The following is a 23910-nucleotide window of genomic DNA, read 5'->3' as shown; positions in this document are numbered from 1 at the left end:
CAAAGCAATGGCCCAGATTGACGCAGTGGCTTGCGCACCCGATGCCCCCCTGTGGCGAGGGAGCTTGCTCCCGCTGGGCTGCGAAGCGGCCCCAGGATTTTTCGGTCGCTGCGCAACCGAGCGGGAGCAAGCTCCCTCGCCACAGGTTTCACTCCCCACCTCATCAATCCGGCGTGATCGCAAGCAAGCTCGCTCCCACAGGGTGCGTGCCTGCGATATACTGCCGCGCCTTTTTAGCGTCGCGCCAGCATGCCCGGCGTGCCTTACAGAGATGCCGTCCGTCGACCGATGCACCCAAGCGGCCGGTAGCTCATTGAATGTTCCCGTCTTTAGAGAGGAGCGCGACTCATGACCGTGATCAAGCAAGATGACCTGATTCAGAGCGTTGCCGACGCCCTGCAGTTCATTTCCTACTACCACCCTGTGGATTTCATCCAGGCGATGCACGAGGCCTACCTGCGCGAAGAATCGCCGGCGGCCCGTGATTCCATGGCGCAGATCCTGATCAACTCGCGCATGTGCGCCACTGGCCACCGGCCGATCTGCCAGGACACCGGCATCGTGACCGTGTTCGTGCGCGTGGGCATGGATGTGCGCTGGGATGGCGCGACCATGAGCCTGGACGACATGATCAACGAGGGCGTGCGTCGCGCCTACAACCTGCCGGAAAACGTCCTGCGCGCATCCATCCTCGCCGACCCGGCAGGCGCGCGTAAGAACACCAAGGACAACACCCCGGCGGTCATCCACTACTCCATCGTCCCGGGCAACACCGTGGAAGTGGACGTAGCGGCCAAGGGCGGCGGCTCCGAGAACAAATCGAAGATGGCCATGCTCAACCCGTCCGACTCGATCGTCGACTGGGTGCTCAAGACCGTGCCGACCATGGGCGCAGGCTGGTGCCCGCCGGGCATGCTCGGCATCGGCATCGGCGGCACCGCCGAAAAGGCTGCCGTGATGGCCAAGGAAGTGCTGATGGAATCCATCGACATTCACGAGCTCAAGGCTCGCGGCCCACAGAACCGCATCGAAGAAATGCGCCTGGAGCTGTTCGAGAAGGTCAACCAACTGGGCATCGGCGCCCAGGGCCTGGGTGGCCTGACCACCGTGCTCGACGTGAAGATCATGGACTACCCGACCCACGCCGCCTCGCTGCCGGTGTGCATGATCCCCAACTGCGCCGCCACCCGTCACGCCCACTTCGTGCTGGACGGCTCGGGCCCGGCGGAGCTGGAAGCGCCACCGCTGGACGCCTACCCGGAAATCGTCTGGGAAGCCGGCCCATCGGCCCGTCGCGTCAACCTCGACACCCTGACCCCGGAAGAAGTCCAGAGCTGGAAACCGGGCGAGACCGTACTGCTCAACGGCAAGATGCTCACCGGTCGCGACGCGGCGCACAAGCGCATGGTCGAGATGCTGAACAAAGGCGAAACCTTGCCGGTGGACCTCAAGGGCCGCTTCATCTACTACGTCGGCCCGGTTGATCCGGTGGGCGACGAAGTCGTCGGCCCGGCGGGCCCGACCACCGCCACGCGGATGGACAAGTTCACTCGTCAGATCCTCGAACAGACCGGCCTGTTGGGCATGATCGGCAAATCCGAGCGCGGCCCGACCGCTATCGACGCGATCAAGGACAACAAAGCCGTCTACCTGATGGCCGTCGGCGGCGCCGCTTACCTGGTGGCCCAGGCGATCCGCAAATCCAAGGTTCTGGCGTTCGCCGAACTGGGCATGGAAGCGATCTATGAGTTCGAGGTCAAGGACATGCCGGTGACCGTTGCGGTCGACAGCCAAGGCGAGTCGGTGCACATCACCGGCCCGGCGATCTGGCAGAAAAAGATCAGCGACAGCCTGGCAGTGGAAGTGCAGTAACCCTTCAGTGCCATGAGAAAGGCCGGTGAGCGACAAGCCCACCGGCCTTTTTTTGTGTGCCGCCCAATGGAACTCTGTGCAGAACCCTGTGGGAGCGAGCCTGCTCGCCATAGCGGTGGGTCAGCTTGCATCCATGCTGGATGTACCTCCGTCATCGCGAGCAGGCTCGCTCCCACAGGGTTTGTGGTTGTCCGGGAAAATGATGTCCACGCCATGCTATCGTGCCCGCCCGACTCTCGATCCGTCTGACCCAGCATGCTGCCGACTCCCCGTACCCTGCGCCTGTCGTTGTACACCCTGCTGATCCTCACCGGCGCTGCGCTGGCCGCGACCCTCGCGGTGCGTCACGCCGAAAGCCAGGCTTTGGAGGAAGATGCCCATCGCGCCAGCCAGCAACTGGCGTTGTACGCCAACTCCCTACACACCCTGATCGAACGCTACCGCGCCCTGCCCGCCGTGCTGGCGCTGGACCCTGAGTTGCGCTCGGCGCTCAAGGGATCGGTCGATGCGACGCAACAGGACGCGTTGAATCGCAAGCTGGAACAGATCAACGGCGCCGCGCAGTCATCGACCCTGGAACTGCTCGACCACACCGGCCTGGCCGTCGCGGCCAGCAACTGGCGGCTGCCGAGCAGTTACGTCGGGCACAATTATGGTTTCCGGCCCTATTTCCTCCAGACCCGCACCCAAGGCACCGGGCGTTTTTATGCGGTGGGCGTCACCAGCGGCATACCCGGTTACTTTCTTTCCAGCGCAGTGACCGGCGACAACGGTGAGTTCCTCGGCGCGATGGTGGTCAAGCTGGAGTTTCCGGAGCTGGAGCGCGAATGGCGCCAGGGCAGCGACACGCTGTTGGTCAGCGATGCCCGGGGCATCATCTTCATCGCCAATCGTCCGGGCTGGCGTTACCGCCATCTGCAACCCTTGACCGACAGCGACCGCGCCGAACTCAAGGCGACCCGCCAATACGATAAGCAACCGCTGCAACCCTTGGCCGTCGAAACGCTGCGTCGCTTTGACGACAACAGCCATCTGGCCCGGGTCGAGGCGCCCAAGGGCGCGGCGGACTATCTGTGGGAATCGCTGCCGTTGGCCGGCGAAGGCTGGACGCTGCACCTGTTGCGCCACCCACAGATCGCCTTCGAAGACCTGCGCAACGCCGGGCTCGCCGCAGCCGGCCTGTGGCTGGCGCTGGTGTTCCTGTTGCTGTTTCTCAACCAGCGCTGGCGCCTGGCCAAACTGCGCCAGCGCAGCCGCGAAGAACTGGAGCGCCTGGTGCAAGAGCGCACCCGGGACCTGCGCACTGCCCAGGACGGGTTGGTGCAATCGGCCAAGCTCGCGGCCCTGGGGCAGATGTCGGCGGCCCTGGCCCATGAGATCAACCAACCGCTGACCGCCCAGCGCATGCAATTGGCAACCCTGCGCTTGCTGCTGGACCATGGCCGGGTCGAGGAGGCCTACAAGGCCCTCAAACCGGTGGACGACATGTTGACCCGCATGGCCGCCCTCACCGGCCACCTGAAGACCTTCGCCCGCAAAAGCCCCAGCGGCCTGCGCGAACGCCTGGATCTGGCAGCGGTGGTGGACCAGGCGTTGCAACTGCTGGACACGCGCCTGCGGGACGAGCAGGTCAGCATCGTGCTGCACCTGACCCGCCCGGCGTGGGTACGTGGCGATGCGATTCGCCTTGAACAAGTGCTGATCAACCTGCTGCGCAATGCCCTGGACGCCATGGCCGGCCAACCGCTCAAGCGCCTGGAGATACGTCTGGAGGCCGATGAGCAACTGTGGCGGCTGAGCGTCAGCGACAGCGGCAGCGGCATCGCCGAAGAACACCTGGCCCAGGTGTTCGATCCGTTTTTTACCACCAAGGCCGTGGGCGATGGCCTGGGCCTGGGCCTGGCGGTGTCCTTTGCAATCATTCATGAAGCCGGTGGGCGATTGACCGCACAGAACCATGAGCACGGCGCCGTGTTCTGCGTATCCTTGCCCATCGATCCGGAGACGTAGCCATGCTTGATTCAGTGATGGTGGTGGACGACGAAGGCAGCATCCGCAGCGCCGTCGAGCAGTGGTTGAGCCTGTCGGGCTTCAAGGTGCAGCTGTTCAGCCGCGCCGAGGAGTGCCTGGCGACATTGCCGGAGCATTTCCCCGGTGTGATCCTCAGCGACGTGCGCATGCCCGGGCTCAGTGGCCTGGAGCTGCTGGCCGAAGTGCGTCGACGCGATCCGGACCTGCCGGTGATTCTGTTGACCGGCCACGGCGACGTGCCGATGGCCGTGGAAGCGATGCGCGACGGCGCCTATGACTTCCTGGAAAAACCCTTCAGCCCCGAAGCCCTGCTCGGCAGCCTGCGCCGGGCCTTGGACAAGCGCACCTTGGTCCTGGAAAACCGCCGCTTGCACGAGCAGGCCGATGCGCGGGTAAAACTCGATGCAACACTGCTGGGGGTTTCCCGGTCGCTGCAAAACCTGCGGCGCCAGGTGCTGGACCTGGCGACGTTGCCGGTCAACGTGTTGATCCGTGGCGAAACCGGCAGCGGCAAGGAACTGGTCGCCCGTTGCCTGCATGACTTCGGGCCCAGGGCGAACCGGCCTTTCGTTGCACTGAACTGCGCGGCCATCCCCGAACCGCTGTTCGAGGCGGAATTGTTCGGCCATGAAAGCGGCGCGTTCACCGGGGCCCAGGGCAAGCGCATCGGCAAGCTCGAATTTGCCGATGGCGGCACTTTGTTCCTCGATGAAATCGAAAGCATGCCCCTGGCGCAGCAGGTCAAGCTGTTACGCGTGTTGCAGGAGCAGAAGCTTGAACGCCTGGGCTCCAACCAGAGCATCCACGTGGACCTGCGCATCATCGCCGCCACCAAGCCGGATCTGCTGGACGAAGCCCGCGCCGGACGCTTTCGCGAAGACCTGGCTTATCGCCTGAACGTCGCCGAACTGCGCCTGCCGCCGCTGCGTGAGCGTCGTGAGGATATTCCACTGTTGTTCGAACACTTCTCACACAGCGCCGCCGAACGCCTTGGCCGCTCGGCCCCGCCCTTGAGTGGCGCGCAACTGAGTTATCTGCTCAGCCACGACTGGCCGGGCAATGTGCGCGAACTGGCGAACGTCGCCGAACGCCAGGTGTTGGGGCTCGATCAATTGCAACTCCCGGAAACGGAGCCCGGCCAATCCCTTGCCGCCCAACAGGAAGCCTTCGAAGCCCAATGCCTGCGCGCCGCCCTGACCCGGCACAAAGGGGATGTCAAAGCGGTGCTGGAAGAACTGCAGCTGCCGCGTCGCACCTTCAATGAAAAAATGCAGCGGCATGGGTTGAGTCGGGAGATGTTTGTCTGACTCGCGGGTTTGGCGGCGCCTGGGCTGACGCTTTCGCGAGCAGGCTCGCTCCCACAGGGGCCTGCGTACACAGGTCAAAAATGTGGGAGCGGGCTTGCTCGCGAAGGCGCCGGGTTCAGTTGGTGTTTGAGGTGACAAGCACACCGCTTTCGCGAGCAAGCCCGCTCCCACAGGGTCATACGTTCACAGGTCTGATGAGTGCGAGCCTGCTCGCGATAGGGCCGGCCCAGACAAATCACTCTCCAAGGGATAAGCGGATTTCCGCCTATCCCCAGCTCAAAACAAGCAATTTTCCGCTCACCTAAACCAGCAAACCCCTTTAGACCGGCCCTCAACCACCTGGCACAGCTCCTGCTATAGCCCTGGCAGGCTGCGTTCCCACGCGCTCCACAACAACAATTAAACGAAGGATCCTTCAATGGATAACTCCAACGCCCTGCCCCTTGGGTCGGCTGCCGTGCCCGCCCGTGAAAGAACCACCGCCAGCCGGATCAAATCGATCTTCAGCGGCTCGGTCGGCAACATGGTCGAGTGGTACGACTGGTACGTCTACGCCGCTTTCTCGTTGTACTTCGCCAAAGTCTTCTTCCCGAAGGGCGACACCACCGCGCAACTGCTCAACACCGCCGCGATTTTTGCCGTGGGCTTTCTGATGCGCCCGATCGGCGGCTGGCTGATGGGCCTCTACGCCGACCGCGCCGGTCGCAAGCGGGCGCTGATGGCCTCGGTCTACCTGATGTGCTTCGGCTCACTGATCATCGCCCTGAGCCCCGGCTATGAAACCATCGGCGTCGGCGCACCGATCCTGCTGGTGCTCGCCCGCTTGCTCCAGGGCCTTTCGGTGGGCGGTGAGTACGGCACTTCGGCGACCTACCTGAGCGAGATGGCGACCAAGGAACGTCGCGGCTTTTTCTCCAGCTTCCAGTACGTGACCCTGATCTCCGGCCAGCTCATCGCCCTTGGCGTGCTGATCGTGTTGCAACAGTTCCTCACCAGCGAGCAGCTGTACGCTTGGGGCTGGCGCATTCCGTTCGCCATCGGCGCCCTGTGCGCAATCGTGGCGCTGTACCTGCGGCGCGGCATGGAAGAAACCGAGTCGTTCACCAAGAAAGAGAAGTCCAAGGAAAGCGCCATGCGCACCTTGCTGCGTCATCCCAAGGAACTGATGACCGTGGTCGGCCTGACCATGGGCGGCACGCTGGCGTTCTACACCTATACCACCTACATGCAGAAGTACCTGGTGAACACTGTCGGCATGAGCATCTCCGACTCCACCACGATTTCCGCTGCCACGCTGTTCCTGTTCATGTGCCTGCAACCGGTGATCGGCGGGCTGTCGGACAAGGTCGGTCGCCGGCCGATCCTGATTGCCTTCGGCATCCTGGGCACGCTGTTCACCGTGCCGATCCTCACCACCTTGCACACCATCCAGACCTGGTGGGGCGCGTTCTTCCTGATCATGGCCGCGCTGATCATCGTCAGCGGCTACACCTCGATCAACGCGGTGGTAAAAGCCGAGCTGTTCCCCACCGAAATCCGCGCCCTGGGCGTCGGCCTGCCCTACGCCCTGACCGTGTCGATCTTCGGCGGCACGGCTGAATATATCGCGCTGTGGTTCAAGAGCATCGGTATGGAGACCGGCTACTACTGGTACGTGACGGCGTGCATCGCAGTGTCGCTGCTGGTGTACATCACGATGAAGGACACGCGTAAGCATTCGCGGATTGTGACTGACTGATGGTGTTGCCGCAGTCACTGCTCTAGTGATTGCGATGGCCCCATCGCGAGCAAGCTCGCTCCCACAGGATTAGCGTAAATACCTGTGGGAGCGAGCTTGCTCGCGATTGGGGAGGACCCGGGCTCAAGTCAACTCGGCAGCACCCTGCTTGCCATACCGATTCTGCGCATACGCCGCCCCGGCAATCATCACCACCAATATTCCCGCCAGCACCGCGGACGAGCCGATGGTGCCGAAATCCAGGCCGCCTTGCTCATGGGACTTGGTCATCAAGTCGCCCAGCGTTGCACCCAGGGGGCGGGTCAGGACGAAGGCGATCCAGAACAACAGCACCGTCGAGATTCTGGTGAAGTACTTGAGCAGCACGACCACCGCGATGGTCGAGCCGATCAGCAAGGCGCCTCCGGCAAACCCCAGGCCCGAGTCATCGGCCAGGTAATCCCCCAGCGCGGTACCCAGGGTGTTGGAAAACAGAATCGCCATCCAATAGAACATCTCACCGCGAAAAGTCTGCACCTTGGTGACGTTGAGCGAATCACCGCTCAGGCGCCAGGCAGCGAAGATCGCCAGCAAAATTGCAATCAGGATCATCGACCCGGTGGCGTATCCCAGTTCGAGGGTGCGGTCCATGAAGTCGGACATGGTGGTGCCGGCGGTGCTGGTGGACAGGATCACGATCCAGTACAGCAGCGGCTTGTAGGTCTTGGCCATGAGCTGGGTGACCAGGGTCAGGACGAACACGCTGATCAGGATCAGCGAGCTGATGGCGTAACCCACATTGAGGGTCATCGACAGCAGATCTCCCGCGGTTTCCCCCAGAGTCGTCGCGCAGATTTTCATCACCCAGAAGGCCAGGGTGATTTGAGGCAATTTATTCATCGCGGGGAAGCTCCAGTCTGTGGCGGCGCAAGGGTGGGTTTGAGTCTTGACGCAGACTGGCGGTGAAGCGGTGAAAAACAGGTCGCGAATGTATGAAAAATCCGTCACGCGAGCGGAAACAGCGATTAATCACCGGTTAATCCCTGCCCTGCACCCTGTGTCTACTTGATCGATGACCTGCGCGACGTTCGCTGCGAATGTGACAGCGTTTAAAGGCGTCGCCCTTAATATCAATTTAATCGATCATTACTAGCGTTATTTTGAGATTTTCAATCAATTTAATTGGCGTAGCATTCAACCCATGCAAGACACATCGCCAACGCACCAGGAGTCCTGACCATGAAAACCAAACTGATCCTCGCCCTGACCCTCTCCGTACTGGCCGCCAACACCTTTGCCGCCGACGGCTACGACAAGACCGGTTCCGCCGCCTTCGGCTCCACCGCCAGCGCAGCCATCGAACGCAGCCACTCTGGCGCTTACGCCGCTGACGGCTTCGACAAGACCGGCACCGCTGACGCCATCGCCGCCGACGGCTTCGACAAGACCGGCACCGCCGATGCCATCGCTGCCGACGGCTTCGACAAGACCGGCACCGCTGACGCCATCGCTGCCGACGGCTTCGACAAGACCGGCACCGCCGACGCCATCGCAGCCGACGGTTTCGACAAGACCGGCACCGCCGATGCCATTGGTTGATCACGGGCATTCCTTCCTGCGCCAGACGCGGGAAGGATCTCTCTCTGGAAATTAAACACTGCGCCTTGCACTATGGGCCGCCTACGAATGCCCTTCCAGGATCGCCCAATGTCCGATGACATCCATTTCTACGAACCCGCCAACGGCCACGGCCTGCCTCACGATCCATTCAACGCCATCGTCGGCCCGCGCCCCATCGGCTGGATCTCGTCCCAGGATGCCGAAGGCCGCCTGAACCTGGCGCCCTACAGTTTCTTCAACGCGTTCAACTACATTCCGCCGATCATTGGTTTTTCCAGCGTCGGGCGCAAAGACAGCTTGAACAATATCGAACAGACCGGCGAGTTCGCCTGGAACCTGGCGACGCGTCCGCTGGCCGAACAGATGAACCAGAGCTGCGCGATGGTGGCGCCGGAGGTCAACGAGTTTGAATTGGCCGGCTTGACGCCTGCGGCGTCACGGGTGATCCAGGTGCCGCGGGTGGCTGAAAGCCCGGTGTCCTTCGAATGCAAGGTCACGCAGATCATCCAGTTGCAGCGAGCGGACAAGGCGTTGGTGCCGAGCTGGCTGATCCTCGGCGAAGTGGTCGCCGTGCATATCGCCCAGTGGCTGTTGAAGGACGGGATCTACGACACGGCAGCCGCCGAGCCGATCCTGCGTGGCGGCGGGCCGGCGGATTATTTCCAGTTGGGGCCTGAGGCGCTGTTCAGGATGCATCGTCCTAAATAAACAACACATCCATAACACTGCTTATCTGAAGTGGATGGCATTTGTGGCGAGGGAGCTTGCTCCCGCTTGAGCGCGAAGCGCTCACCAAATGGGTCTGCTACGCAGCCCAGCGGGAGCAAGCTCCCTCGCCACAGGAAAGCAATACGCGATGGCTGATTACCAGACCAACCCACCCTCCTCGTCGACATCCTCGAGATGGGTCAGCTCTATGGCTGCCGCTTCATCGGCCTCGGCAGCGGTGTCGAAGGATTGCTCTTCAAGCACCTTGTTGAAACGCGGCTTGTCCGAGCCACCGATGGTTTTGGTGGCGATGGCCGCGTAATAGCCGCCACCCTCCCGGGGCATCAAGGCAGATACAGCTTCGAAGGGACCAAAAACTCGACGTGCCATGCTTGGGCTTCCTGGCGATGAAAATGACCGCCATTAAACCTTCAACCGGCCAGTTTGTGTACCGTCGCCAGGCACCCTTCGGTCGCCTGGGCGGCGGACACTTCCCGGAAGGTGTGGAAATCCAGGCTGCTCACCACCAGGTCCTGCACCAGCTCGGCGAAAATCGCCATGGCTGGCGAATTGAAGTAGGCATCCATCGCCGACTGACTGACCCAGCGTCCGGACACCAGCCACAAATCGGCGTCACATTGCGAATGCTGCAAGGCAAAATGCAGGCAACCGGGCGCCTGGCGCGAAGGCGCGATCAGTGTGCTCAAGCGCGCCCCCAACTGCCTGGAGCAACCGGCACGGGCCCGCACGAAGGCCATGTGACTGACGGGGATCTGTATAGACATGTTCAACCCTCCCAGGTAATCCGTTGTGCAGCCGGGGACAGGCTGCGACAGGATCAAAGGTTAAGGGCCGCGAAGTCATTCTCGTTAGTCGAATCCTGCCGACACATTGCACGATCCTGCGCATCGGCAAGCTGGTAGCTCCCGTCAAGCGCTCGGAAACCCGATACTTGAAACAAAAGGTTTCAAGCAAGTTTCACCAGCATCGCCCAGTTGCTGCCAGGCACGCTGTGCAGGATCAGGCAAGCTTTCAACAGGATGTGGCTACCGCTGCGGCTTGCACAAACATAAGCTTGTGCCACGGCTACCCCTTTCACCCGAGGATTCCGGCATGTCGCCATTTGACGCCCACGTCCCGCTGGACCCCTATCAGGAACAACAACGCGCTGAGTTGGCGTCGATCATCGACCGCAACACTACCGACGATGGCAACTACGCCACAGCCATCGATTCGCTGAACCTGTCGCGCTACAGCCAGCCACATGATTTCGCGACGGCACTGGCGCAACCGGCGCTGTGCATCATGGCCCAGGGGCACAAACAGGTGTGCCTGGCCAATGAAGCCTTCAGCTACGACCCGCTCCATTATCTGGTGGTGTCGGTGTCGGTGCCGTTGCGCGGTCGCGTCGCGGATGTCTCGCCTGAACATCCGATCCTGGCCCTGCGCCTGGACATCGACCCGGCGGAAATCACCGCGCTGATCGCCGACGCCGGTCCCCTGGGCGTGCCGACCCGCCCCGCAGGTCGCGGCCTGTATGTCGAACGCCTGGATACACCGATGCTCGACGCCGTGCTGCGCCTGGTGCGGCTATTGGACAGCCCGAAAGACATCGCCATGCTCGCGCCGCTGGTGCGTCGGGAGATTCTCTACCGTCTGCTGCGCAGTCCCCAGGGCTATCGGTTGTATGAAATCGCCATTGCCAACAGTCAGAGCCATCGCATCAGCCAGGCGATCAAATGGCTCAACAGCCATTTCGAACAGCCGCTGCGCATCGATGAACTGGCGCGGGAAGTGAACCTCAGCGTCTCGACCCTGCACCACCGCTTCAAAGCCATGACCGCCATGAGCCCATTGCAATATCAGAAGCAACTGCGTTTGCAGGAAGCCCGGCGGCTGATGCTCGCCGAAGGCCTGGAAGCCTCGGCGGCAGGGTATCGGGTCGGGTATGAAAGCCCCTCACAATTCAGCCGTGAGTACAGCCGCTTGTTTGGGGCGCCGCCGTTGCGGGATCTGGCGCGGTTGCGGTTGAGTGTCTGAACGGGGTTGTGCTGCCGGTACCGACCCTATCGTCGGAACGCCGCCCGGAGCACGCCCGCCCCCACAGGGTTCTTCAGTGACCTCAAGATATGAGTTCACCCCCTATCGAGGTAACGGGACCGTCAGACGGCCCGGATCACATGCTTGATTTCCTGGAACGCGGCCAGCCCCCACGGCCCCAGCTCGCGGCCCAGGCTGCTCTGTTTGTAGCCGCCCCACGCCGCCTGAGGAAAAATCACCTGGGGCGCGTTGATCCACACCAGCCCGGCCTGCAAAGCGTTGGCCACCTGCTCGGCGACCTCGGTGTCGCGACTGACCACGCTGGCCACCAGGCCAAAGCGGCTGTCGTTGGCGAGCGCAATGGCCTGCTCGACGCCGCTGAAACGGCGTACGCACAACACCGGCCCGAAGATCTCCTCGCACCACAACGCACTGTCCAGGGGCACGTCGGTGAAGATTGTCGGCTGCAAAAAAAAACCTCGCGCCAGATGCGCCGGGCGCTGGCCGCCACAGACCAGGGTCGCGCCGTCGCTCAAGCCACGGTCGATGTGCCCGAGCACCCGCTGATACTGCGCCTGGTTGACCAGCGCGCCCATTTCCACGTCCGGGTCGAACGGATCGGCCACGCGGATCGCCTTGGCGCGGGCCTTGAGCCGTTGCAGGAATTCATCGGCCAGCTCGTCAGCGACCAACACCCGGCTGGTGGCTGAACACATCTGTCCGGCATTGAAAAAACTGCCGCCACAGGCCAGCTCCACCGCCAGCTCCAGGTCGGCATCGGCCAGCACCAGCAACGACGATTTACCGCCCAGCTCCAGGCTCACGCCCTTCACCGTCTCGGCCGCGCGCTGCATTACCTGCACGCCCACCGCGTTGCTGCCGGTGAAGGAAATCTTCGCCACCCGCGGATCCGCCGCCAACGGAGCACCGACCGCCAGGCCTGTGCCGCACACCAGGTTGAACACCCCGTCGGGCAAGCCGCACTCGGCAATGATCGAGGCCAGCTCCAGCTCCGGCAGCGGCGTGACTTCCGACGGTTTGAGCACCACACAGCAGCCGGCGGCCAAGGCCGGGGCGAGTTTCCAGGCGGTGGTGACCATGGGGAAATTCCACGGCACGATCAACCCCACCACCCCGCACGGCTCGCGGCGCAGGCGGGCGCTGAACCCGTCGCTGGGCAGGGCCAGCGCACTGTCCTGCCGGGCGTCCAGGCCCTCGGCCAGTTCGGCGTAATACTCGAACGTGGCGATCACGTCATCGACATCGATGGCCGCTTCGAACAGCGGTTTGCCATTGTTGCTTGATTGCAATTTCGTCAACCGCTCACGACCGGCCTGTACGCCAGCAGCGATACGCCGCAGGATCGCACCGCGTTCGGCGCCCGTGGTGTTCGACCAGCGACCGAAGGCTTGGGTAGCGGCATTCAGGGTCCGGTCGACCTCACGCTCATCGCCGCCATTGACCGTGGTCAGCAGCGCTTCGGTTGCCGGGTTGATGACCCTCAGGCGCTGGTCTCCCGAAGACCATCGACCATTGATGTACAGGCCGTCCAGCGTCGTGGGCAGGTTCATTTCGACACCTCAGCCATCCAGCGCGCCTGATCGATCTCAATCAACGTCGGCCCCTGGCGATCGTTGGCAGCGTGCAAGGCCGCGCGCAGATGCTCCACGTCATCGACGGTTTCGGCCGCACAACCCAACGCCTTGGCGACGCCGATGAAATCCGGGGTATGGATGTCCACGCCCACCGGTTCGATGGCGCGGTTGACCATGTATTTCTTGATCTCTTCGTAGCCCTGGTTATTCCACAACAGCACGATCACCGGGGTGCACGCTTCAACCGCGCTGGCCAGTTCCGGCAGGGTGAACTGCAAGCCACCGTCACCGATCAGGCACACCACCGGCGGGCGCCCGTGCCCAGGGTCCTTGCCGCCCAGCCACGCACCGATTGCCGCCGGCAACGCATAACCGAGAGTGCCGTAGCCGGTGGATGAGTTGAACCAGCGCCGTGGCTGTTCCGGGTTGAATGTCAGGTTGCCGCTGTACACCGGTTGGGTCGAGTCGCCGACGAATACCGCCTCGGGCAGTGTCTGCAGGACCGTATCGAGAAACAGCCGCTGGGCGCGGGTCGGTTCGTCCCAGCTACGCTCAAGCTCGGCGCGCAGCCGGGCGGCACGCGCTGGGCCCCAGTCGCTGCGCCGCTCGGCCAGGGGCTGGCGGTTCAACTCGGCAAGCAAAGCTTGGGCGGCAGTGCGTGCGTCGCTCACCAGTGCCAGGTGCGGCGGATAGTTGCGCACGGTCTGGTCCGGGTCGATGTCGATGCGCAGCAGCGCACCGGGGATCTCGAAGCCGCCGGCGAAGGTGACGTCGTAATCGGTCTCGGCCAGCTCGGTGCCGATGGCCAGTACCACATCCGCTTCGGCCACCAGGGCGCGGGTGGCGACCAGGCTCTGGGTCGAGCCGATCAACAAAGGATGACGCGAAGGCAACAGGCCCTTGGCGTTGATGGTCAGAGCCACTGGCGCGCCGAGGCGTTCGGCCAGTTCGGACAATTCGCTCGCCGCATCGATGGCGCCACCACCGGCCAGGATCAACGGTCGCCTGGCCGTTGCCAGCAGGCTCGCCATTTGCGCGGCGGCGTCCGGCGCGGCCCCGGCCCGGTTGATGGTCACCGGCGTGCTGGCGAGCAAGGCGTCGGCGTCCTCCACCAGAACGTCCAACGGAATTTCGATATGCACCGGCCGCGCCCGTCCGGCCTGGAACAAGGCGAAGGCCCGGGCCAGCACGCCGGGCAGTTCGGCAGCGGACATCAGCGTGTGGGAAAACGCCGCGACCCCGCCCACCAGTGCCCCTTGGTTCGGCAGTTCATGCAGCTTGCCGCGACCGCCTCCCAGTTGACTGCGCGACTGCACGCTGGAGATCACCAGCATCGGGATCGAATCGGCGTAGGCCTGGCCCATGGCGGTGGTGATGTTGGTCATGCCGGGGCCGGTAATGATGAAACACACGCCAGGCTTGCCGCTGACGCGGGCGTAGCCGTCGGCCATGAAGCCGGCGCCCTGCTCATGCCGTGGGGTCACATGGCGGATGCTTGAGCGGGCTAGCCCGCGGTACAACTCGACGGTGTGCACGCCGGGGATGCCGAACACCTGCTCCACGCCATAGCCTTCGAGTAACTTGACCAATACTTCGCCGCACGTTGCCATTGCCACTGCCCTTTTTCTTGTCTGGGACCAGGCCCCGGCACACGCCGGGGACCGTTTTTGTCTCTGGGAATGGCGTTATTGGAACGGTCCGGCCGTAGCGGCAACAATGGATAAAAAGTCATACTAGCCATGTCCTCAGGTCATGGCTTGAATCCCTATGAAACGACTTCCTCCGCTGCAGGCGTTGCACACATTTCTGATCACGGCCCGGTGTTGCAACTTCACCCGCGCCGCTGAACAGCTGTGCATCACCCAGGGCGCGGTGAGCCGGCAGATCGCCGGGCTGGAGGATCATCTGGGCTATACGCTGTTCCAACGCCAGGCGCGTGGCCTGAGCCTGACCGCTGAAGGCCAGGCCTGGATGCCGCGGATCGAGCAGGTGTTCAGCCTGATTGGCGAGGCGGTGGAGCAGATCGGCGAGCAGCGCCAGACCTTGCAACTCAAGGCCCCGACCTGCGTGATGCGCTGGCTGCTGCCGCGCCTGTTGCAATGGCAGAAGGAACGCCCGGACGTGCCGGTGGAGCTGACCACCACGGTCAGGCACGGCGTGGATTTCCAGCGCGAAGCCTTCGACGCGGCGGTGGTCTATGGCCCGCCGCCGGATGCTTCCCTGGCCGGCCTGCATCTGTTCGATGAACAACTGACGCCGGTCTGTTCGAGTTCGATCCTGGACGGCCCGGTGCCGCTGCGCGAACCGGCCGACCTGCAACAACACTTGCTGCTGCACCCCACCGCCGACGAGCGCGACTGGAAGACCTGGCTGGACGCCGCCGATGTGCAGTTGAGCAACGTCAGCAAAGGCCAGCACTTCGAAACCCTGGACCTGGCGATGTCCATGGCTTCCCAGGGCACGGGCGTGGCGATTGGTGACTGGTCGCTGATCGGCGACGACCTGAGCGCCGGGCGGCTGGTGATGCCGTTCGAGCTGAAGGTCAGGACCGGGCTTGGCTATCACCTGGTGCATCCGCGCAAACCCCAGGCCTCGGAGCCGTTGCAGGAATTGATGGGGTGGTTGGTGGAGCAGGCGCAAGCGCGGTAGAACCCGGTTGGTCAGGGGCATGGAGACCCTGTGGCGAGGGAGCTTGCTCCCGCTGGGCCGATCCGCGTTCGGGCGCAGCAGACCCATTTTGTGGGCGCTTCGCACCCAAGCGGGAGCAAGCTCCCTCGCCACAGGGGTTCGGTGTCAGCTCAGGTAGTTCGGTGCCAGGTTTTATCAAAGCACCTTCGGCGCCTGCACCGGCTCGATCTGCGCCCAATGCGAGGTGTCTTCGCGGTGTTGTTGCAGGTACGGCAACACCGCCGCCAGCAGCGGCGCCTTGAAGGCTTCCTGGAAACGATGGGCCAGGCCCGGAATCAGTTTCAGTTGGCTGCCCTGGATATGCGCGGCCAGGTGCACGCCGTGCATCACCGGCAGCAACGGGTCGGCGGTGCCGTGTACGACCAGGGTCGGCACCCGCAACTGGTTGAGCAACGCTACCCGGCTCGGCTCGGCCAGGATCGCCATGATCTGGCGCTTCACGCCTTCGGGGTTGAACGCCCGGTCATAAGCCACGGCGGCCTGATGCAGCAAGGCCTGACGGTCGTCGACCACCAGCGGGCTGCCCAACGCCGCCAACAGATCAGCCTGTTGTTCCAAAGCCACTTCGCGATTCGGCGCACTGCGCCGCGACAACAATTGCACCAGTGCAGCACTGGGCGCCGGCAGTCCTTCGGCGCCGGAGCTGGTCATGATCAGCGTCAGACTCTCGACCCGCTGCGGCGCCATTGACGCCATGTGCTGGGCGATCATCCCGCCCATGCTCACTCCCAGCACGTGGAAGCGCTGCACGTGCAAGGCGTCCATCAACCCCAGCCCGTCGTCGGCCATGTCGGTCAAGGTATAGGGCGCGGCCACCGGCAGACCGAGTTTGTAGCGCAGGGCTTCGAAAGTCAGGTTGGCGCTGCCGGGCGCCTGGCGCCAGGTGGACAGGCCGACGTCGCGGTTATCGTAGCGAATCACTCGAAAACCCTGTTCGCACAGGGCCATCACCACCTCATCCGGCCAGTGGATCAATTGCCCGCCCAAGCCCATCACCAACAGCAAGGCCGGATCCGAGGCACGGCCAATGCTCTGGTACGTCAGGCTCACCTGATCCAGATCGACCCGTTGGGCCGCAACATTCACATCACAACGAGACGCCGCATAAGACGGCAGGCCGATAAATAATACGGCCAGAAAAATGAATACACGCATGGACAAACACCGAAACGCAGAACCCCAGTAGAGCGCGAGTCTGATGAAGTTTGTCCAAGCGCGCTGCCACAGTTGCGTGACAGTTTGATGAAGATTGCCGAGTGGTAGAGCTGCCTCGCCCCAGATTGAACCCACACCCAACAACCGGGCGGGCAGCGATCTGTTCTTGTGGCGAGGGAGCTTGCTCCCGCTGGAGTGCGTAGCGCTCCCAACAGTGGCAAGCCTTGCATAGCATGAAGGCTTGAAATGTTGGGTCTGCTGCGCCCGAACGCGGACCGGCCCAGCGGGAGCAAGCTCCCTCGCCACGGGGTTCGCGGCGGTCTTCAGATCAGGCCAACTGACTACGCAACTGCCGCGCCGCCGCGACCATGTTCACCAAGGCTGCTTCAGTCTCCGGCCAGGCGCGGGTCTTGAGTCCGCAGTCGGGGTTGATCCACAGGCGCTCGGCCGGAATCCGCTGTACCGCCTTGCTCATCAACGCGACCATCTCGGCGGTGTCCGGCACCCGTGGCGAGTGGATGTCATAGACGCCCGGGCCGATGTCGTTGGGGTACTCGAAGGCCTCGAACGCGTCCAGCAGTTCCATGTCCGAGCGCGAGGTCTCGATGGTGATGACGTCGGCGTCCATGGCGGCGATGGCCTGGATCACGTCATTGAATTCGCTGTAGCACATGTGGGTGTGGATCTGGGTTTCGTCACGCACACCCGACGCACTCAGGCGGAACGCCTCCACAGCCCAGTCCAGGTACTCCTGCCACTGGGCCCGACGCAATGGCAGCCCTTCGCGGAACGCCGCTTCGTCGATCTGTACGATCCTGACCCCGGCCGCTTCCAGGTCCAGCACTTCGTCCCGCAGGGCCAGGGCCAGTTGTCGGGCCTGAACCTGGCGCGACACGTCTTCGCGGGGGAACGACCACATCAACATGGTCACCGGACCGGTGAGCATGCCTTTCATGACTTTGTCGGTCAGGCCCTGGGCGTAGCGGATCCAGTCGACGGTCATGGCGCTGGGACGGCTGATGTCACCGAAGATGATTGCCGGTTTCACGCAGCGCGAACCGTAGCTCTGCACCCAACCGAAACGAGTGAAAGCGTAGCCATCGAGTTGTTCGGCAAAGTACTCCACCATGTCGTTGCGCTCGGCTTCACCGTGCACCAGCACGTCCAGGCCCAGACGCTCCTGGATTTCTACGGCATGGCGGATTTCGCTGTGCATGGCGTCCTGGTAGTCATTGGCCGACAGCTTGCCTTGCTTGTGAGCCTGACGCGCCAGGCGAATCGCCAGAGTCTGCGGGAACGAGCCGATGCTGGTGGTAGGAAACGCCGGTAGCTTCAGCCTTGCGCGCTGCTGCTCGATACGCTTGGCGAACACCGAACGCCGCTGGCTGTCCTGGGGCGTGATCGCGTCCAGGCGAGCCTGGACCTCGGGTTTGTGAATGCGCGCCGACGCGGCACGGTCGGCCTGCACTTGCCGGCTGGCGGCCAGCGCCTGTTGCACGCTGGTGGCCTGCGGATCGTTCAGCGCATCGCGCAACACCGCCACTTCGCCGCACTTCTGCACGGCAAAGGCCAGCCAGCTCTTGAGTTCCGGATCGAGGCGGTCTTCGCGCTCCAGGTCCACCGGGCTGTGCAACAGCGAACAAGAAGTGCTGACCCAGAGGTTGTCGCCAAAGCGCTCCTGGGCCGGTTGCAACTGTGCCAGCGCCTGCTCCAGTTCGCAGCGCCAGACGTTGCGGCCATTGACCAGGCCCACCGAGAGGATCTTGTAGGTCGGCAGGCGATCCAGCACCTGGCCCAGTTGCTCCGGGTCGCGCACCGCGTCGATGTGCAAGCCGTCCACCGGCAGGCCCACGGCCAGACCGAGGTTGTCTTGCAGGCCACTGAAATAGGTCGCCACGAGTTTTTTCAGCGGCGAGTACTGGAGGATGTGATAGGCCCGCTCGAAGGCGCTTTTCCAGGCCAGGGGCAGATCGAGGGTGAGGATCGGCTCGTCGATCTGGACCCACTCCACGCCTTGGGCCTTGAGGCGATTGAGGATTTCACCGTAGACCGGCAGCAGGCGCTCCAGCAGGTCGAGCCGGTCGAACTCCGCGCCCTTGGCCTTGCCCAGCCACAGGTAGGTCAGCGGGCCGATGATCACCGGCTTGACCTGGTGCCCCAGGGTGTGGGCCTCGTCCACTTCGTCGAACAGTTGCTCCCAGCTCAGGGCGAAGGTCTGGTCGATGGAAAACTCCGGGACCAGGTAGTGGTAGTTGGTGTCGAACCACTTGGTCAACTCCTGGGCCGGTTGCCCGTGATCGGCGTTGCAGCAACTGGCCGTGGCGCCACGGGCCATGGTGAACAGGGTGTCGAGGGTCGGCCGGCCCTGATCATCCAAGGTGTTGTGGAAACGCGACGGCACGACACCCAGTGCCAGGGTGTGGCTCAGTACCTGGTCGTACCAGGCGAAATCACCGACCGGCAGCAAATCGATGCCCGCGTCTTTCTGCAACTGCCAGTGACGGGCCCGCAGCTCGCGACCCACCGTCTGCAGTTCCGCCTGGGCCAGGTCGCCCTTCCAGTAAGCTTCGAGGGCTCTTTTCAGTTCGCGGTCGGCGCCGATGCGGGGAAAACCGAGGGTGTGGGCCAGGGCCATGGTGTGCGTCCTCCTGTAAAAGATGGCGCCATTGTCGACAGCCCGCCCCACATGAGACAAACTCAACCTTTTCGTGTTGATCTCAAGTTTTACTCATGGAGCCACTCGGTGCTTGAACTCCGTCATCTCAAGACCCTGCACGCTTTGCGCGAAGCCGATAGCCTGGTGGAAGCCGCCGAACGCCTGCACCTGACCCAGTCCGCCCTGTCCCACCAGTTCAAGGAACTGGAGGAACGGTTGGGAATGCCGTTGTTCGTGCGCAAGACCAAACCGGTGCGCTTCACCAGCGCCGGCCTGCGCCTGTTGCAACTGGCCGATGCCACCCTGCCGTTGTTGCGCGGTGCCGAGCGCGACATTGCCCGGCTGGCCGGCGGCACCGCCGGACGTTTGCACATGGCAATCGAGTGCCACAGTTGCTTTCAGTGGCTGATGCCCACCATCGACCAGTTCCGCGATGCCTGGCCGGAGGTCGAACTGGACCTGGCCTCGGGCTTCGCCTTCGCTCCGCTGCCGGCCCTGGCCCGGGGCGACCTGGACCTGGTGGTGACCTCCGACCCGCTGGAACTGGCCGGCATTACCTATGTGCCGCTGTTCACCTACGAAGCGATGCTCGCCGTGGCGAACCAGCATCGCCTGGCCGGCAAGCCGTATATCGTGCCGGAAGACCTGGTCAGCGAAACCCTGATCACCTACCCGGTGGAGCGCGACCGGCTGGACATCTTCACCCGCTTCCTGGAGCCGGCCGACATCGAACCGGCCCAGGTGCGCACCTCCGAACTGACGGTGATGATGATGCAACTGGTCGCCAGCGGCCGTGGCGTCTGTGGTATGCCGCACTGGGCGCTGCATGAGTACAGCTCGCGGGGCTACGTGAAGGCCAAGCGGCTTGGGGAGAAAGGTCTGTTTGCCACGCTGTACGCGGCGGTCCGCACCGACATGCTCGACGCACCGTACATGCGCGACTTTCTGCTGACAGCCAAGGACACTTCGTTTTCGACGCTGGATGGGGTCAGTGCCGTGCGGTGAGACCGCGTTGCCGGCCTATCGCGAGCAGGCTCGCTCCCACATTGGGCCTGCGCAGTGCTAAAAATCTGTGACCACCACAGATCAAATGTGGGAGCGGGCTTGCTCGCGAAGAGGCCGTGCCAGTTGCCACAAATGTCACTGATCTACCGCCTTCGCGAGCAAGCCCGCTCCCACAAGGGGATCTGCGACAAAGCCAAATTCTGTGGACACCACCAATCCCTGTGGGAGCGAGCCTGCTCGCGATAGCGGCCCATCAGTCATTTAGCTGTTGGATCCGACGATGAGACCCTAGAGCTCCAACCACATGTGGATCTTGTCGAAGTATTCATCCCCTACGCGAATCGCCTGGGGTTCGAGGCCGTACAGGGCGAAGCCGCAGCGCTGGTAGAGCCTGATGGCCGGGTCGTTGCCGGCAGTGACGGTCAATTGCACCAGCCGCAGGAAGGCATGGCGCCGGGCTTCGGCGAGGGCCGCTTCCAGCAGTTGCTGGCCGAGCCCGCGCCGGTGATGCTGCTCGCTGACGTACATGCCGAACAGCAGCGCCTTGTGCCGAGCCTTTTCCCGAGGCTCCAGGGCCAGCCCAACGATACCCACCAACTCATCCCCGACGAATGCCCCGAGCAACACATCGAGCCGGCTGGTCAGGCGCGATTCCCACCAGTTGATCGGCAGCGCCGCTCTTTCGTTGACACTGGAGGTGAATGCCTGGGGATGACGCGCATAAGCCTGGAGCATCAACTCGCGATAGGCCGAGGCATCACCCGCCCGCAGCCGCCGGATGCTCATGCCGTGCGCCGCTGCTCAAGCATCAGCCGCACCGCCAGCGCTCCCAGGACAAAGCCCATGAAGTAGCGCTGCGCCGCCAGCCACGTCGGGTTGTGGACGAACCACGAAGCAATGCCGGCGGCGAACAGGGCAATCAGCAGGTTGACACTGAAACTGACGCTGATCTGGGTCAGCCCGAGGATAAGGCTCTGGGTGAACAGCGAACCGTGCTCCGGACTGATGAACTGCGGGAACACCGACAGGTAAAACACCGCGATCTTCGGATTCAGGGCACTGGTGAGAAACCCCATGGTGATCAACTTGCGCGTCGAGTCCGGGGGCAACTGGCGGGCTTCGAACGGCGAACGTGCGCCCGGCTTCACGGCCTGCCAGGCCAGCCACAGCAGGTACAGCGCACCGGCCCATTTCAACGCTTCATAAGCCGTGGGCACCGCCAGGAACACTGCCGTCAGCCCGGCGGCGGCAGCGAACATATGCACGAAGAACCCCGCCACCACGCCCAGCAGGGACGTGACCCCGGCCTTGCGGCCCTGGCAGATCGAACGGGAAATCAGGTAAATCATGTTCGGCCCCGGCGTGAGCACCATCAGCAACGCGGCGGCGGCGAAAATCAGCAGGTCCGGCAATGGAATCATGGGCAGCAGTCCTTGAGCCTTGAATCGTGACAGGTGGCTCGATAAAACGGCAGGATCACCTCGCCTGTCAACGGCGCCAGGCACAGATCGCCTTCGTCGTCCAGGTCGATCCAGCGGACTTCTTCGATTTCGGCGGCGGGCGACACCGCGCCGTCGACCGTGACCAGAAACACCTCGGCCTGCGCGACGAACCCCGGCTCGTTGGCGGCTGGCGCGCTGAAGGTGCCCAGGTAACGAGCATGCGCCGGCTCGATCAGCAGCCCAAGCTCTTCCTCCAGCTCGCGAGCCAGGGCCTGGACCGGTTGTTCATCAGGCTCGATCTTGCCCCCCGGTTGCATGAACGCCAGGGTGCCGCGCTTGCGCACCAGCAGGGTCCGGCCGTCCGGCCCGATCAATAGGGCGGCGGCGATGCGGATGAGGGGATGGGTCATGGAAGGGCAGCCTTGGCGGGGGAAAGGCTTGGGAGATTACCTAACACAGTGGCAGGAGCAAAGCTTCCAGGCCAGCACTTCCCCCTTGTGGGAGCGAGCCTGCTCGCGATAGCAATCTGTCAGTCGACTGCATCGCCAGCTGATAGCCTGCTATCGCGAGCAGGCTCGCTCCCACAGGGGATTGCGTTGTCTGTCAGAACATGTTCACCCCAGGATCGGCTTGGGTGCCGAGGGGGCGGCCTCTTCCTCGGGGACTTTGACGAACACGCTGTACCGGGCGCCTTCCATCGCTTCGAAAGCGATGAGCTTTTCCACCAGCGGGCCACTCAGGACCTTGCCGGCGTTGAGCAAAAGCATGCCGTTGTCGGCGTTGAGGTTGCGCGCCAGGACCATGCCGGCCCCCAGCTCGCGAGTGGTCATGACCTTCACTGTCGGGTCGGACAGGGTCACGTCTTCCAGGTATTCCCCGCAGGCCTTGATGAAGTCCTCGACCATGTCCGGGTCGTACAGCTTGCCGGCGTATTTGCGGATGTACACCAAAGCCTCGTCGCTGTTCATCTGCCGTTCGAGGATCAGGCCGCGCTGCAGTTCGATGAAGTCCACCGCCAGTTTCAACAGCCGCGAACCGAACGGGATCGCCTCTCCCTTCAAGTGCTCGGGGAACCCGCTGCCATCCCAACGCTCCTGATGATGGCGGATGATCCGCGCCGCATCTTTCATCGGATCCAGGGTCATCAGCAGCGACTCGCTCTGCCTGGGGTAGGCGCGATACAGCTCAAGCTCAGTGTGGTGCAGCATGTCGGCCGGGGTGACCATCATGTTATCGGTCCAGCTCAGCTTGCCGATGTTGTACAACGCCGCGGCCATGGTCAGGTCGCGGTCAGTGGACTCATCGAGAAAATGCAGCCGGCTGTAGACCCGGATCAGTTCGATGATCTGGCGGTTGGTCTGCTTGGCCTTGGGCAGGCGCAGGTTGGCGATCAACGAGAACACTTCCGTACTGGTCACGTAGCTGCGCTTGAGCTCGTCGTAGGCCAGGTCGAGCATGTCGGCGGTCTGCTGCAACTCGGAGGTGCGCGACGCCACGCGTTTTTCCAGGGTGGCGTTGAGGGTCTTGAGTTGCTGGTTCTGCTCGCGGGTCAGCGCTTCGAGGCGCTGGCGTTCGCTTTCGGAATGCTGGTGGGCCAGGGCCTGGCGCAGGGCCTGCACCAGTTCTTCATCGTTCCAGGGCTTGCTGAGGTAGCGGTAGAGCTGCCCCTCGTTGATGGCCTTGGTCATCATGTCCACATCGGCATAACCGGTGAGCAGGATGCGCAAGGTCGACGGATACAGTTGGCGAATCTGCGCCAGCAGCGTGGCGCCGTCCATGTTGGGCATGCGCGCATCGGTCATTACCAGGTCGACCGGCCGCTCCTTGAGGATTTCCAGGGCCTTGGCGCCACTGTCGGCCAGCAGGATCTCGTACGGCTGGCTGCGCAACAAGCGGCGCAGGCTATTGAGAATCGACTCTTCATCGTCGACCAGCAACACCGTCGGCTTCTTGACCGGAACGTCCGGCGATTGATCTTCCATTGCTACCCCCTCCTATGAATCACAACCGTTCTACCGCCCCCCAAAAGACAGGTTAGTAGATTGAGAAAATTTAGACACATTTGCCATCACTG

At 63.1% G+C, this 23910-nt stretch carries 20 protein-coding genes; 9 read left to right on the top strand and 11 right to left on the bottom strand.

Annotated features, from left to right (window positions below; translation table 11 throughout):
• Nucleotides 1-348: 348 nt before the first annotated feature.
• From ACLEJR_RS09130 to ACLEJR_RS09115, 4 genes are all read left to right on the top strand, one after another.
• Nucleotides 349-1872 (top strand): fumarate hydratase, encoded by a 1524-nt coding sequence (locus ACLEJR_RS09130; protein WP_440797345.1) that lies wholly within the window; start codon nt 349-351, stop codon nt 1870-1872.
• Nucleotides 1873-2127: 255 nt separating this feature from the next.
• Nucleotides 2128-3882, top strand: coding sequence for a sensor histidine kinase (locus ACLEJR_RS09125; RefSeq protein WP_440797347.1), 1755 nt, complete (start codon nt 2128-2130; stop codon nt 3880-3882).
• Between the two features lie 2 nt (nt 3883-3884).
• Nucleotides 3885-5210: a sigma-54-dependent transcriptional regulator gene (locus ACLEJR_RS09120; protein WP_440813422.1), complete on the top strand. Its 1326-nt coding sequence runs from the start codon at nt 3885-3887 to the stop codon at nt 5208-5210.
• Between the two features lie 418 nt (nt 5211-5628).
• On the top strand, nt 5629-6948 hold the full coding sequence (locus ACLEJR_RS09115; RefSeq protein WP_440797351.1) for an MFS transporter: 1320 nt from the start codon (nt 5629-5631) through the stop codon (nt 6946-6948).
• A 123-nt stretch (nt 6949-7071) separates the two neighbouring features.
• Here the strand turns inward: ACLEJR_RS09115 and ACLEJR_RS09110 are convergent, their stop codons facing one another.
• A complete protein-coding gene (locus tag ACLEJR_RS09110) occupies nt 7072-7827 on the bottom strand; it encodes a COG4705 family protein (protein WP_440813420.1) in 756 nt (251 codons plus the stop codon).
• A 339-nt stretch (nt 7828-8166) separates the two neighbouring features.
• Between ACLEJR_RS09110 and ACLEJR_RS09105 the strand changes: the two genes are divergently transcribed.
• The gene (locus ACLEJR_RS09105) at nt 8167-8526 is read left to right on the top strand and encodes a hypothetical protein (protein ID WP_440813418.1); all 360 of its coding nucleotides are present in this window, start codon (nt 8167-8169) and stop codon (nt 8524-8526) included.
• Between the two features lie 108 nt (nt 8527-8634).
• On the top strand, nt 8635-9255 hold the full coding sequence (locus ACLEJR_RS09100) for a flavin reductase family protein (RefSeq protein WP_440813415.1): 621 nt from the start codon (nt 8635-8637) through the stop codon (nt 9253-9255).
• A 156-nt stretch (nt 9256-9411) separates the two neighbouring features.
• Here the strand turns inward: ACLEJR_RS09100 and ACLEJR_RS09095 are convergent, their stop codons facing one another.
• Both ACLEJR_RS09095 and ACLEJR_RS09090 read right to left on the bottom strand, forming a co-directional pair.
• Nucleotides 9412-9645 carry a hypothetical protein gene (locus tag ACLEJR_RS09095; protein WP_440797357.1) on the bottom strand — a complete coding sequence of 78 codons (234 nt, stop codon included), beginning with the start codon at nt 9643-9645 and terminating at the stop codon, nt 9412-9414.
• Nucleotides 9646-9686: 41 nt separating this feature from the next.
• A complete protein-coding gene (locus ACLEJR_RS09090) occupies nt 9687-10040 on the bottom strand; it encodes a putative quinol monooxygenase (protein WP_440813413.1) in 354 nt (117 codons plus the stop codon).
• A 328-nt stretch (nt 10041-10368) separates the two neighbouring features.
• Between ACLEJR_RS09090 and ACLEJR_RS09085 the strand changes: the two genes are divergently transcribed.
• A complete protein-coding gene (locus ACLEJR_RS09085) occupies nt 10369-11295 on the top strand; it encodes an AraC family transcriptional regulator N-terminal domain-containing protein (protein WP_440797361.1) in 927 nt (308 codons plus the stop codon).
• Between the two features lie 122 nt (nt 11296-11417).
• On the opposite strand, the gene ACLEJR_RS09080 is transcribed toward ACLEJR_RS09085, so the two are convergent.
• Nucleotides 11418-12866: an aldehyde dehydrogenase family protein gene (locus ACLEJR_RS09080; RefSeq protein ID WP_440813411.1), complete on the bottom strand. Its 1449-nt coding sequence runs from the start codon at nt 12864-12866 to the stop codon at nt 11418-11420.
• The gene (locus tag ACLEJR_RS09075; protein WP_440813606.1) at nt 12863-14500 is read right to left on the bottom strand and encodes a 5-guanidino-2-oxopentanoate decarboxylase; all 1638 of its coding nucleotides are present in this window, start codon (nt 14498-14500) and stop codon (nt 12863-12865) included. Before ACLEJR_RS09075 ends, ACLEJR_RS09080 begins: the two co-directional genes overlap by 4 nt.
• A 157-nt stretch (nt 14501-14657) precedes the next feature.
• Here ACLEJR_RS09075 and ACLEJR_RS09070 point away from each other — a divergent pair, with 157 nt between their 5' ends.
• Entirely contained in the window at nt 14658-15539 is an 882-nt protein-coding gene (locus tag ACLEJR_RS09070) for a LysR substrate-binding domain-containing protein (protein ID WP_440797365.1), read from the top strand.
• A 174-nt stretch (nt 15540-15713) separates the two neighbouring features.
• On the opposite strand, the gene ACLEJR_RS09065 is transcribed toward ACLEJR_RS09070, so the two are convergent.
• Together ACLEJR_RS09065 and metE are read right to left on the bottom strand one after the other, a co-directional pair.
• Nucleotides 15714-16733 carry an alpha/beta fold hydrolase gene (locus ACLEJR_RS09065; RefSeq protein ID WP_440797367.1) on the bottom strand — a complete coding sequence of 340 codons (1020 nt, stop codon included), beginning with the start codon at nt 16731-16733 and terminating at the stop codon, nt 15714-15716.
• Between the two features lie 328 nt (nt 16734-17061).
• Complete coding sequence (metE, locus tag ACLEJR_RS09060; RefSeq protein ID WP_440813408.1) at nt 17062-19368, bottom strand: 5-methyltetrahydropteroyltriglutamate--homocysteine S-methyltransferase; 2307 nt, start codon at nt 19366-19368, stop codon at nt 17062-17064.
• A gap of 108 nt (nt 19369-19476) precedes the next feature.
• On the opposite strand from metE, the gene metR reads away from it, so the two are divergent.
• Nucleotides 19477-20394, top strand: a complete 918-nt coding sequence (gene metR, locus ACLEJR_RS09055) for a transcriptional regulator MetR (RefSeq protein WP_245139514.1) — start codon at nt 19477-19479, stop codon at nt 20392-20394.
• A 288-nt stretch (nt 20395-20682) separates the two neighbouring features.
• On the opposite strand, the gene ACLEJR_RS09050 is transcribed toward metR, so the two are convergent.
• From ACLEJR_RS09050 to ACLEJR_RS09035, 4 genes are all read right to left on the bottom strand, one after another.
• On the bottom strand, nt 20683-21180 hold the full coding sequence (locus ACLEJR_RS09050) for an N-acetyltransferase family protein (protein ID WP_440813406.1): 498 nt from the start codon (nt 21178-21180) through the stop codon (nt 20683-20685).
• Entirely contained in the window at nt 21177-21815 is a 639-nt protein-coding gene (locus ACLEJR_RS09045) for a LysE family translocator (protein ID WP_440813404.1), read from the bottom strand. Before ACLEJR_RS09045 ends, ACLEJR_RS09050 begins: the two co-directional genes overlap by 4 nt.
• On the bottom strand, nt 21812-22246 hold the full coding sequence (locus ACLEJR_RS09040) for an NUDIX hydrolase (protein ID WP_440813402.1): 435 nt from the start codon (nt 22244-22246) through the stop codon (nt 21812-21814). The genes ACLEJR_RS09045 and ACLEJR_RS09040 overlap by 4 nt, the downstream gene beginning before the upstream one ends.
• Before the next feature lie 204 nt (nt 22247-22450).
• A complete protein-coding gene (locus ACLEJR_RS09035) occupies nt 22451-23818 on the bottom strand; it encodes an HD domain-containing phosphohydrolase (protein WP_440813400.1) in 1368 nt (455 codons plus the stop codon).
• Between the last annotated feature and the right edge of the window lie 92 nt (nt 23819-23910).

Source organism: Pseudomonas sp. SMN5, from assembly GCF_052041925.1.
Taxonomy (GTDB): Bacteria; Pseudomonadota; Gammaproteobacteria; order Pseudomonadales; family Pseudomonadaceae; genus Aquipseudomonas.
Note: the sequence above shows the minus strand (reverse complement) of the source record. Positions and strands in the feature narration are given on the sequence as shown.